The 12,452-nt window shown below is 65.9% G+C and carries 7 protein-coding genes; all 7 read left to right on the top strand.

What is annotated here, in order from left to right; translation table 11 throughout:
• On the top strand, positions 1-548 hold a 548-nt coding region (locus AAGI46_10980; protein ID MEM1012727.1), incomplete at its 5' end, for a hypothetical protein.
• Between the two features lie 65 nt (positions 549-613).
• On the top strand, positions 614-1,000 hold the full coding sequence (locus AAGI46_10975) for a hypothetical protein (GenBank protein ID MEM1012726.1): 387 nt from the start codon (positions 614-616) through the stop codon (positions 998-1,000).
• Positions 1,001-1,500: 500 nt separating this feature from the next.
• Positions 1,501-5,802 (top strand): hypothetical protein, encoded by a 4,302-nt coding sequence (locus AAGI46_10970; GenBank protein ID MEM1012725.1) that lies wholly within the window; start codon positions 1,501-1,503, stop codon positions 5,800-5,802.
• A gap of 150 nt (positions 5,803-5,952) precedes the next feature.
• Complete coding sequence (locus AAGI46_10965) at positions 5,953-6,780, top strand: PEP-CTERM sorting domain-containing protein (protein MEM1012724.1); 828 nt, start codon at positions 5,953-5,955, stop codon at positions 6,778-6,780.
• Between the two features lie 84 nt (positions 6,781-6,864).
• Positions 6,865-7,251, top strand: a complete 387-nt coding sequence (locus tag AAGI46_10960; GenBank protein ID MEM1012723.1) for a hypothetical protein — start codon at positions 6,865-6,867, stop codon at positions 7,249-7,251.
• A 275-nt stretch (positions 7,252-7,526) separates the two neighbouring features.
• Positions 7,527-9,926, top strand: coding sequence for a polysaccharide biosynthesis tyrosine autokinase (locus AAGI46_10955; GenBank protein MEM1012722.1), 2,400 nt, complete (start codon positions 7,527-7,529; stop codon positions 9,924-9,926).
• Between the two features lie 2 nt (positions 9,927-9,928).
• Positions 9,929-12,452, top strand: a 2,524-nt coding sequence (locus tag AAGI46_10950; GenBank protein MEM1012721.1) for an O-antigen ligase family protein, incomplete at its 3' end; no start/stop codon positions are given.

The raw sequence follows: 12,452 nt of genomic DNA, 5'->3' as shown, positions 1-12,452 counted from the left end.
GGTCATCGATCGCACTCGGGTCGGGCATCGCAGCAGCCTATCGGTCCTGCCGCAGCCGCGTCCGGCATCTTGTGACCCACGCGCAGCCGTCGTACGGTGCCAGCGTCCGGCCCGGCCGGAGCCGACTGATGCTTCTTCAGACCAACAGCTATCTCGTCCCGCGGCACCGTCTCAGGGAGCACGATGACCTGATGCGGCAGTTCGTCGCCTGTTTTCGCCGGCTTGGCGTCGCCGACGGGGCATTCGAGGTCTTCCAGAGTCTCGACCACGAGTACCGCCAGCACGACAACCAGCCGCATCAGCGAATCACGCAGATTTTGCGGTTTCGCGACCACGAACAGCAGCAGGCCGTCCATCGGGCAGAGGCGTCCGATCCCGAGGCGGCGGAGCTGGTGGAGAAGCTTCGGCGGCTCGTTGACCTCGACGAGCAGGCCGCACGAAGGCAGTTCACGTCCAACTACTACGGCCAGATCATTCTCGCCGGGTCGCCACAGGCGTCAGCACCGTCAAACGACGACGAGATTCCGGTCGGCGAGCTGGTCGAGTAGCGATCGGCGCGGAAAACGTCCGATAAGCACCGTGTAGAGCCTGCCCGGGTTCGATTGCTCTGACGATGAAGTTCTTCTCGCCCATCGCCTGGCTCACGTTCCTTGTCCGAGGAATCGTCGGCACGCTGCTTCTGGGCGGCTGGATCCTCGCCGCGGCGGCAGTGCACGTGGTCGTCATCGACGGTCCGCCCGGCACGTCGGTCGATGGCCCGCTCAAGGGTTGGCCGGAGTGGCGTCTGGTGATCGTGCCCAAGCAGCGGCTGGGCGTGAGTTGGACCTACGTCGATACCCGCAGCTGGTCCGCCGACGACGCCGACGAGCACGAGATTCTGCTCGCCCGGCTCGAGTCGGCCGGCAAAGACGAGTTGGTCGAGCGGTTGCGGTCACTCCCCGAAGACTCAGGCAGCGCGACGGCTGACGAGACGGGCGCGGTCATCGCAAGCGGCCGCTAGCTCGACGAGGGCTTCGAGAGACTTGGTCGCATGGCCCGATTCGGCGGCGTCGGCGAGGCGATCGGCGGCGCGTTCGATGGCGACATCTTGCGTCCGCCCGGCAAAATCGCGGCTCAGCGCTGACAGCAGACTGAGCCGGCCCGCACGCAATGCCATCGCCATTCCAGCCGTCGCATCCGAAAATCCGGCCGTCTCGGCGGATGGGGTCGATCGTCGGATCGTTCCGGCGATGGAGCGTCGCGACTGGGATTTGGCGTGTGCGGCAGGAGGTGTGGCTGGCATCTCCAACGACATCGACCGGCCTCGTCTGAACTCCTTCACCCGCTGGGCCGTCTCATAACCATCACACGCCGCCAGCGCTGTCATCGCCTGGGTCGCGTTGGAGGCGATCGGCTGTGCGGGACACGTCTGCTGCCGTGTGGTAGGGTTTGGCCCGTGGTCCGGAGCGCAACGCCCACACGGGCTGGCGGGGGAAAGTCAGGATCTGGAGTTCGACACGCGTGACCACTGAACCGTCTGCCCGCACCGCTGCACCCGCAGTCGCCCCGCGCCGATCACGACGTGTCGATCGCAAGCGGCGGCTGATCATCGCTGGCGTCATCGTGGCGATGTTGGTTTCGGGCGCGGTGGCCTTCGTGCTGATCCGACAGGAGCGACTTCGTCGGCACATGATCGAGACGCGCGATCAGTCGTACGTCGCGCTCGAGGAAGCCCGCTACGAGGATGCGCTTCGCCAGTCTGGCACATACATCAACTACGCCGGACGCGACGAACCCAGGCCGCTGTTCACGTACGCGAGAGCTCGCGAAGAGGTCGAATCGCCCAACAATCGCCACCTCAGCGAGGCGGTTGCGTTTTACCAGCAGTACCTGACTGATTTCCCCGGAGCCGAGCGGGCCCAGACGGCTAGGCGTCGCCTTGCGCGGCTGTACCTGGCAGTCGGCGCGTGGGACGAACTGCTCGATCTGACGAGCAACCTCGACCCCAACGTCACCGCAGATGACGAGGACCGGCTGGAGCAGCTTCGCCTGCGGGCATCCGCTCTGGCTGCACGCGGCAGGTTGGAAGAAGCCCTCGAAACCGCTGATGCGTATCTCGCGGTCATTCCGCTGGACGCGGCCGTGCTGAATCTTGCGATCGATCTTCAACACGCGATCCCCGATGTGGGTGCCGAGGCGGCGGCAGCGCGGTTGGCAACGCTTCGCGAGGCTCACGGCGGCGACCCGCGCGTCGACATTGCTGCTGCCGCGGATGCGGCCCGGCGGAACGACCGCGACGAGCTGGTCCAGTTCGCGGATCGTGCGGCAGAGGCCGTTCTGGGCGGGTCGTCGCTCGCAGCTTCCGAAGCCGGCGACGAAGCGCGGGCCTTGCGTCAGCTCATGGTTCTGCTCGACGCGAGTGGCCTGTCGGAGAAAGCGACGCGTGTTCTTGCCACGGCGGCCGCGCGGGTGACGTCCGACGTCGACATCGGCATCGCTCGCCTCGCCGCGAATCGTCTCGCGTTGGCGGGCGAGTGGGAAGCGCTGCTCGACCTGACAAGCAACGCAGACCCGATCTCCGAGAGCGAGCTGTTCGGTCTTCGCGGACTCGCGATGCTCGAGCTCGATCAGCCGGCAGAAGAGCTGATCGAGAGCCTCGAAGCTCGGCCTGAGGGCTCATCGGCCAGGGCGTGGTCGAGTGTCTTGTCGACCTGGCAAACACAGGCCGATCGCCGCAGCTATCTGCGTCTCGCACCCGCGTCCGGCATGGCGACGCCACTGGAGCGTCTGGAGTCTTCCGAGGCGGCGCTGTCGATCTACGGACACCCGACTTTCGCGCTGCAGCGTGCAGAGGCGCTGCTCGATCTCGAAGAGCCGATCGGGGCGACCGATGTGGCGCGGCAGCTGCTTTCGACCGGGCCGTCGTTGCGGCCGATGGTGCTTCTGGCGCAGGCGTCTGCGTCTTCTGGTGACCTGGAGACGACGTCAGCCGTCCTTGCCGCGATGCGAGCGCGATTTGCTGAGGATCCGATCGCGGTCAGCGAGACGGCGATGCTGCTGCTCGCATCTGGGAATGTTGGAGAGGCGACGCGATTGCTCGAAGAGGTCGAGGCTGACGATCCGCTGCTAGCCGTGCTTCGAGAGGCACTGGCATCGCAGAGTCTCGACGCCCAGGCTGTCGCCGAACTGGACGAAGGGCTGGTGCTGCGCCTCATGCAGGCGATGCAGCGGTCGAGTCCGAACGTTGCCGCGGCACTCATCGACCAGGTTCGAGCCAGGCCCGACATCGATCCGATGACCGCCGCCTTCGTGGACGTGCTCACGGGGACGGCGGTGGACGACGAGTTGCTTCCGCCGCATCTGAAGCTGTTTGCCTCGCGTGGAAACGACGACTTTGTTGACGGCTCGATCGACATCGCCGAAGCGGCGGCCGATGCCGAGACGGTCGACATGCTGCTGGTTCAGACGATCTGGCGACTCAACGCGCTCCGCGCGGACGACCTGCAGCAGTGGACGCTGCTACGCCGACTCACTGCCGCGGCAGCCGAGGCGATTGGTGAGACCGGGGCAAACTGGCCAGTCCGGCTGGCCCGGCTGGACCTTGCCAAGCCGGACGGCGAGGTTGAAGAGGCCGTGCTTCGCGATCGCGCGATCGATCTCGGTGCCGTCACCCGTGGCTACCCCGCGTACGCCGAGGGCCGCCTGATTCTGGCGGCGGTGCTCGATCGGCTTGACGTCCCCGACGAGGCAGAGGCTCAGCTCGTCGCAGCCGTCGAGGCCGCGCCGAGGAATACGGCGTTGCGGCTGGAGTTGGCGACACGTCTGGCCGCACGCAACGAGCCGATCGACCTCCATCTTCGGCAGCTCGAGTCGCAGACGGATCGACTCACGCGGCCACAGCTGGCTCGCTTGATGACGCTCTTGGAGCAAGAGGGTCAGTACGAGCGGGTGCTCGCTCTCATGCCGGACGAGGGTGATCGTCTGACGCCGTCACGTCTGACGCTGCTCGCGCGGGCTGGGCGGCTGGATGCCGAGACCATCGAACAGGCGGCAGCGTCGCAGGATCCAAGTGTCGTCGTCTTCGCAGCCGAGGCATTGGCCCGTCTCAACCGCGTTGACGATGCCCTCGTCGCGACCGAGCGGCTGGCGACACTGATCGGCGACGGGACGAGTGATCTGGATGTCGAGCTGATTCGGGGTTCGGTTCTGCTGGCCGGCGGCCGGCTCGACGAGGCGGCGACCGTGTTCCTTGCGCGTGCACGAGAATCCAACGCGTTCGCGGCGTGGCGGCTGGGTGTGTTGGCAACGCTCAGCGGGGGTGGCGTGGAAGAGGCAGCTTCACTCTCTCGCGAGGCGTCGCAGCAGCTCGATTCAGTCGGTGAGGATCATGCGGTGCCGTTCGAGCTGTTCGCCGACGAGGTCCCGCAGTCGGTCGGATTGCTCAACGCGACGTCGGCCCCAGCGAGTCGGCTGCGCGAGACGCTGGTGGCGGTGGTCGATCGTCCGTCGGCCGAGCGCGCTCGCCTGTTGGTCGAGGCCGTCAAGCTGATACGCGACATGGGCTCGGAGGTCGATGTTGGCGAGGTTGCGGACCGTCTCGACACGCTTCGCCGTGACCCGCTGCTGGCCGACGTGCGATCGCTGCTGGAGCTGTCGGCGATCATCGACACGACGTCCGGTCGCACCGAGCGGGCGATTCAGACGGCCCGTGCGGCTGCCCGGGCGGATCGTCGGAATCCTGAACCGCAGCGGTTGCTCGTCGATGCCTTGGCGGCAGAGAACCAGCTCGAGGCCGCGATCGAGGCGGCGATGGATTGGCGCGAGCGGTTGCGACAGCAGGGCGCTGCCGATCAGGCGTTCGAGGTGGTCGACGTCGCGATTGCCAGGCTCGAACTGGCGGCCGGGCGTCCTGCCGTCGCAGTCGATCGGCTGCAGCGCGTCAACCGCCAGAACCGCTCGCAAGGTTTGATTGCCCTGGAAGCCGAGGCCAGGATCGCAAACTCTGACCCTGGCGGAGCGGTTGAGACACTCGGCGGTGAGACGCCGCCTCCAACCGACTCGCCGCTGCGGGCGACGTGGCTCCGGGCGGCGGCACTTGCGGCTTCGACCGACGATGCCCGTGGCCGTCGTGGGCTCGTCAACGCGGCGGACGCTGTTCTGGGCGTGCCCGATGCCTCGGCGAACGCTTTGCTGGAGGTCGCCGTTCCGATCAGTTCAGCCGTGACGGCTTCTGGCGACCGCCAGCTGCTCGATCGCCTCGCTTCCCTGGTGACACGTGTCAGCGAGCTGGTTGACGACAACGCAGGACCGGCCGTGTGGGAGCGGATCGGCATTCTCGCCGGTTCGGCAGGTGTGAAAGACCTGTCTCGATCCAGCTACGAGCGGGCACTCCGCGACGAGCCGGGTCGCGTCATCGCGCGCAACAACCTCGCCATGCTGCTTCTGGAAGGGAGCGACAGCGAGGTTGCAGAGGCCGAACGACTGGTCGCACCGCTGTTGACGGAAGACCGTGTGCGCGAGTCGGCAGCGTTCCCGGCGATTTTGGACACGCGCGCCGCAATCGCCGCCCGGCGAGGCAATGTCGCCGACGCGATCGAGTACATCCAGCGCGCGATCGAGCAGCAGCCGGAAGAGCCCGAATGGCACGTGCACCTCGCGGAGATGTACGTGCTGCAGGGCGAGCTTCGAGAAGCATCTACTTCGGCGCGGCAGGCTGAGCGGGCTATGGCGGTTCGCACGACGACAGCGGCTCTACGGGATCGGCTGAACACAGTGCGACAGGAAGTCAGTGCCGCCAGCCGCTCTGCAGACGACGCGGAATGATGCCGCGACACAACTTCGGGTTGCGGTCAGATTTTCTTGACACCGACCCGCGAGCCATTACTTTCCCGGCGGCGGCCGTGCCTCCTGGGATGAGGGACTGCATCCGGCTCGGTCGCACCAGGCAGAGACTGCACACGGGAGCTGAGAGCTATGCACACCATCGCAAAGGCCGCATGCGCGGCGACCCTGATCGCCGCTGGTTCGGCGTCGGCATCGATCAACTACGACGTGCTCGGCTTCGAGGTGCCAAGCAGCGGCTTCAACTTTGTCGGCCTTGAGGGCCAGGGCGGCGGATCGCCCGACAAGGTGTGGCAGTTCCGTGGGACCAGCAACTCCGCCAACGCGACGGTCGCCTCGACCATCGGCGTTGCGGGAACCGACGGTGTCCAGTTCGATCTCGTCGATCAGCCAGGCGGCTTCGATAACGGCGATTACGGCGTCATCATCGCCCCCGACGTCGTCCCGGACGGTCCGGTTGAGGCGGGCATCGCACTCAACGTGCTGCAGAACCTCGCCGAGGGGCCGATCTTCGGCTTCACGGTTTTCGGCTCGAACTCCACGCCCACTGGCCTGCAGTCGATCGCGGGTGAGTTTGTTGTCGATCCGTCGACCGGCGAGGTCTTCGTCAACAGCGCCACGCCATTCGACTTCGTCGGCACGGGCACATTTGTCCCGCTGAGCGTCTACAACGACTTCGACCTCGTCCTCGACTACACGGCCAAGGAGTACGACCTCTTTGTTAACGGCGGCCTGATCGGGACGTTCGACTTCCGAGCGGGGCAGACGTTTGGCGATGTCGACGGGCTGGGTCGCACGAATGACTTCCGCGGCGTGACGTTCCTGGGCTTCGACCAGAATCTCAGCGCCGTCCCCCTCGCCGGAACCGCCTACTACGACAACCTCGTCGTCGTTCCTGAGCCTGCGGTGGCCGGTCTGGTTGGTCTCGCCGGACTGTTCGGCCTTCGCCGAAAGCGTTGATGGCTCAATGGTTGGGCGGTGTGGCGTTTTGACAATTGAGGCGGCCGTGGTTGGCCGATACTGTTGGGGACGTCTGGAGAACTAATGGCAAAGCACGCAACGAAGCTCGCAGCCCTTGGCCTTCTTGCCGCAGGTGGGATTGGTCTTTTCGTCACGGCAGAGGCCCAGGAGCGTTCGCTCCGGTCCGCCCGTCCGATGGTTCCGACCGTCACGGTGCTCGACCCTTACGCGGGTGGACGCGTCGTGGTGCCGGTTGAGACCCGTCGCAGCAACGCGATCCCGTCGCGTCCCGGCTTGAATCCCGGCGGCACGCCCGGCGGAGCTTCGAGTAGCCCCTCACCGAATGCACCCGACGCCGGGATGGAAGAGGACGATGAGGTCGTCCCGGATATCACTGGCAGCCTGCCGGACTTCACTCGTCCGCCACTCAGCCCGTTCCGGCGTCCGCCACTCGGTCCGTTCCGGCCGTAGTCGGCTTGTCGGCTCGAATCCTTCGAGGCGAATCGGCCTGGACATCCAAGCGACGTTTCTTCCCGTATCCGACGCCCTGGCGAATGTGCCGGGGCGTTTCCACAGACCGACCGTATAAACTGTCGGGTTTGGCTCGCCTGCAGTGGCTTCGCCGGTTAGTCTGCGAGAGCGCAAGTGCCACGTGAGCGTCGCGAGGCCGATTGGACGAATCCTGATGGGAACACGAGTGCAGCCTGCGACGTTTAACTGGCGAAGGGGATGAGGTCTTGACAGCAATGAACGACGAGCACGCGGGCACGAGCGCCTTGGTTCCACCGATCGCACCGCCGTCGGGTGCGAGCGGTCGTGCCCTGCGCAGGACGTCGACCCGCTCAACGCCAGCGGTCGCGCAGCCGTACGAAGTCACAATCGGCAGCAATGAGGAGGACGAAGGCCCTCAAATCGACATCGCCAAGGTCCTGTGGCGGCGACGTTGGACGATCGTCATCCTGACCATCCTCGGCATCGCCGGCGGGTATGGGATCTACCGAAACACGGAACCGGTATACGAAAGTAGTACCAAGCTCTACATCCGAGCGGGAGCAGTAACCGCACTCGGGACTGAGGACGCGCTCAACGGGCGTTCCTCGTTGGCTGAGCAGGCGAGCATCATCAGCAGTAGCAAGGTTCTCGGCACGGCTGTCCAGCGTGTCGGAGTTGCCGACTTACCAAGCTTCGACACGTTCGACAATCCACTGAGTGGACTGCGCCGGGCGGTAAGCGTGTCCACTGAAGAGTCGACCCGCTCCGTTTTCATCCAGAGTCGGGCTGACCGCCCGGAAGACGCTCGCATCATCACGACTGCGGTTCTGCAGGCCTATCTCGATTTCACAGCTGACAGTCATCGTAACACCGCTGCGGAGACGCTTGAGCAGCTACGCACTGCCCGGGAGACGCACGAGCGAAAGCGCGAGGAACTCTGGGCCACGCGCAACAACCTCAGCCGGGAGATCGGCAGCTTCGACCTAAACAGCGGCCGCAGTAGCACGATTGAGGGGCTGGAGCTTGAGAAGCTCAGCGGCGATCTCCTACGCGCTCAATCAGAAGCCCGCGACCTCAAGCTCACGCTCGATGCCGTCAAGTCGGCCGAGGGCAATGCGGTGATGTTGGACGTTCTGCTACCCGAGCTTGAGGACGGCGGTGCGTCTGGTGCGGTCGCAGCGGAGCTTTCTTTGCTTCGCCGACAAGTCCGTGATTTGACCTACACCAGTGGTGAAAATGCCACCAATGTGTTGCGCCTTCGCCAGAAGATCGCAGACCTCGAACGCGAGGTCGAGGCGATGCGAAGGACCGATCTCGACAATCGCTTGGGCATCCTTGAACGCCGCAACGCGGTTGCTGCCGCACGGGTAAGCGAGCTGCAAAAGGAGTACGACGAGCGTCGGTCAGAACTCCTCGAACTCAACAGCCGACTGTCGCTGAATGAGAAGGTGAAGGGCGACCTTGCGTTGACCGAGGACTGGCTCAGCACGCTGTCGTCTCGTGTCAATGCGATCAACGTTGCCGAGTCGAGTGGGCCACTGCAGCCCGAGATTCTGGAAGAGCCAGGTCTTGGCTACCAGGTCGAGCCGAACCAGACGCAGCTCCTTGGTATGGGCCTGGTTCTGGGTCTGATGGCAGGATTCGGCTTGGCGTTCCTTCAGGAGTGGCTCGATCCGCGGCTCCGGTCGGCTGAGGAGGTCGAGGACGCCGTCGGGCTGCCGATCCTCGGGCTCGTGCCAAGCTACGCTGGCGAAAACTCGGGCACTCGTGCCCGGCACATGTTCGAGAACCCGCGCAGCTCGACCAGCGAGGCCTACAGGCACATCCGCACCGTTCTCATGTCCGGCCTCCAGCAGCAGGCCGCCGACCGTGTGGCCGCCGGTGAAGTCGGGGTGGACGAGGCTCGGGTCATCCTGGTCACCAGTGCCGTTTCGGGCGACGGTAAGACGACGATGGCGAGCAACCTTGCCACGTCGTTGGCACGTCTGGACCGTCGCACACTGCTCATCGACGCCGACTGCCGTAAGCCGCGGCTGCACAAGTACTGGCTCACGCCGGATCCGAGCGCCGAGCCCGTCGATGACGAGATGCCGCACGGACTCACGTCGGTCCTTTCGGGCGAAGCCACGCTCGAAGAGTGTGTCCACGAGACCGGCGTCGAGAACCTCACATTGATGCCCTGTGGTCCGTTGCCCAGCGACCCCGCCGAGCTTCTCGACAGCGAAGCGTTCGTTCACCTGCTGAACGAGCTGGCCGACCGCTTCGATCGCGTCGTCATCGATTCGCCACCGGTGCTGCCGGTGACGGACGCCCGCGTCCTCGGTGCCGTCTGCGACGCAACGCTGCTCGTGGTACGTGTCGGGCAGACGAGCCGACGTGCCGCCCGGCATGCACGCGATGGGTTGCTGCGAACCGGTGCGGCCGTGGTCGGTGCGGCTGTCAATGACGTCAAGCCGTCGCGACGGGGCTACGGCTCTGGCTACGGCGCTTATGGCCCGTACGGCGGGTACATCTACGGCGACGGCACGGCCACGAAACGCCTCGCTCCTGTACGCATCAGCGGCAACGGCGATCAACCGACGTTCTCACAGAGCAACGGCCACGCTGACACGCCAGTCAACGGCAGCCAGAACGGCTCCAACGGCCACGTGTGATCGTGCCAACCGCTACCGAAACGCGTGGTGCCAAGGCCGACTCCGTGACCGCTTTCGACTCGCCACGTTCGTCGCGCGACGCTCGCTCGCACGCCAGCGATGCCATCCGCGACCGCCGCCCGCCGATGCAGGGCAACGGGGCCCGACTGGCGAACGCAACCGTCGTCCTCCTGATCATCGCGGTAGCCTTCGGTGCCTTCACACTCGGCTCGACCGAGCCTTGGGCGGAGACCGGCCTCATCGTCATCTGCACGCTGGCGATCCTGGCCGCTTGTGCGTCTCGCGTCATCGCCTCGCCGGCACGGAGCGGCGGCTTCCGGTGGAGCTGGACGTTCCTGCCGATGGTGTTGTTCATCGGACTTGCGGTGCTGCAGGTGGTCTCGCTGCCGACACCCGTCGCAGACGTCCTCTCGTCCAACAGCAGTGAGCTCCGCACCGAGCGACTGGCCGACCTGCAGGCGTTGCCGGTGACGGACGTCGAGCCGGCAACGGTTGAGGCACGGGTTGAAGGTGCCCCGTTGAGTCTCTCGCCGCTGGCGAGCCAGCGGCAGATCCGCGTGCTCATCATGGTCGTGCTGGCGTTCGTTGCGGCCTTCCAGGTCGTCGGCGAGTCCGGGCGAACGCGACTGCTGCTCATGGGTATGGCCTTGGTCGGAACGCTCGTCGCCGGCTGGTGCCTCTACCAGAGACTCACAGGCGAGCTTGCTGTCCCAACGCTCGCCGGCTTCACGTCGCACGGCCATCGCTACAGCGGGCCGTTCCTCAACCACAGTCACTTCGGCCAGTTCGTCAACGTCTGCCTTGGTGCCGGGATCGGCCTGCTGCTGATGTTGCTGGCAAAGGGACGCTCGTCGTCCGGGCGCGAGCGGCGCTCGCTTGGACCATCCGCTCAGATTCGGCGGTTCGTCGATCGGGCGTTGCACTCGACCAGCGGCCGAAAGCTGCAGTTCGTTTCCGGGGCGCTGATCGTCATGATCATCGCCGTTCCGGTGAGCCTGACGCGTGGCGGCACGCTGGGTATGGCGGCGGGGTTGGTCGCCGCGTTCGTCGTTCAGTCGCTCGCGGCCAAGCGACGCGACGACGAGGCGGTGCGATCGCGCGTCTTCCTGCTCGGCTCCGCGACAGCGCTGCTCGCGTTCATCGGACTGCTGGCGGCGGGCATCGAGGTTGTCCTGGATCGACTCGGCACGCTCGCCGGCGGCGAGGCGATCGAGCAGGCGGCAGGGATTCGTTGGCTGCTCTGGCGTGACGCGTTGGCGGCGTGGCAATCGTTCCCGATCGTCGGCACCGGAATCGGCACTTTCGGCGACGTCTATCCGCACTTCCGCGGCAACGACGTCGGCGGCGGGACAGCGACGCACGCCGAGAACGCCTTCGTCCAGCTCCTGTTCGAGACTGGCATCGCCGGCGTCGTGCTGGCGGTCGCGTTCCTGGCGATCGTCGTGCGCGAAGTGATCGCGGCGACACGCCAGCGGGCACCGACCTCGACCCGAGCCGCGGCCGGCGTTGCGATGGGCGTCACCGCGATCCTCGTCGGCTCGATCTCCGACTTTGGTCAGTATGTGCCGGCGATCGCCGTCGCGACGGCGTTGCTGTTCGCTGTCGGCATCGGCTGGCGCGAACGCGTGATCGACGGACGGATCGGAAGGGCAGTGGCGGTCTCGGTTGGCTTGATCGGATTGGTCGCGGGCGGCTGGGCGGCCCTGGACGCTCGCAAGGACGCGCAGGCCGAGGCGGTGCTGTTCGATGCCGGCAGATCACTCGGCGGTTCGTGGCGATCGACAGACGAGAACCTGATCCAAGCCATCGCGGCCGCGGAACAGGCTGCGTCGTTCCGGCCAGATGACCCGCGCCTGCAATACACGCTGGCGACCGTGCGTTGGCGTGCGGTGGACGATCAGTTGTCTCGCCTCGACGAGCAGGTGCGCTTGGGCGACCTCACCGAAGACGAGGCCGAGACGATTCGCGTGACACTGAACGACATCGGCCTGCGGATCGCTGGCGACCTGCACCGTGCTCGACTGAACGCTCCGCTCGACGGACGCCTCCCCGCGGCGGCGGGCGTGATCGAGCTGCGGCTGCGTCAGCCGGTCGATCGCATCCGAGCCTCGCTCGCCGCCGGTTACGAATCGGCCAAGGACGACCCGCTGGTCGCCATGACCTACGCCCGCTTCGCCGCTGCGACAGGTGATCGCGACGCGGCCATCGAGTCGGCTCTCAACGCGGCAGATCGCGGAGTGTCTCGGTCCAGTCTCGTCGATTTTCTTCTCGGCCTCGACGCAATCGACGAGGCAGAGCTCGCTGCGGGCAACGACTCTAACGCTTGGCGCAAGCTGCGAGACCTTTACGTGGAAAGCGACGATCAGGAGCTGCTAGGGCGGTTCGTTCAGGCGCAAAATCGGTACGACCAGCTCCTTCGTCAGGGCGCAATCGCCGGACGCGTCGGTGACATGCGTGCCCTGGCTGAGGCGGAGGTTGAATCGGGACGAACTGACGAAGCGATCGAGTTGTACCAACGAGTCGCGG

Source organism: Planctomycetota bacterium, assembly GCA_038746835.1.
Lineage (GTDB): Bacteria > Planctomycetota > Phycisphaerae > Tepidisphaerales > Tepidisphaeraceae > JBCDKH01.
The sequence above is the reverse complement of the archived record's forward strand: the minus strand, read 5'-3'. Positions and strand labels throughout refer to the sequence as shown.

Excerpts from the sequence above, each read along its gene's own strand:
- AAGI46_10975 (MEM1012726.1), top strand. The coding sequence starts at position 614 with ATGAAGTTCTTCTCGCCCATCGCCTGGCTCACGTTCCTTGTCCGAGGA.
- AAGI46_10965 (MEM1012724.1), top strand. The coding sequence starts at position 5,953 with ATGCACACCATCGCAAAGGCCGCATGCGCGGCGACCCTGATCGCCGCT.
- AAGI46_10960 (MEM1012723.1), top strand. The coding sequence starts at position 6,865 with ATGGCAAAGCACGCAACGAAGCTCGCAGCCCTTGGCCTTCTTGCCGCA.
- AAGI46_10955 (MEM1012722.1), top strand. The coding sequence starts at position 7,527 with ATGAACGACGAGCACGCGGGCACGAGCGCCTTGGTTCCACCGATCGCA.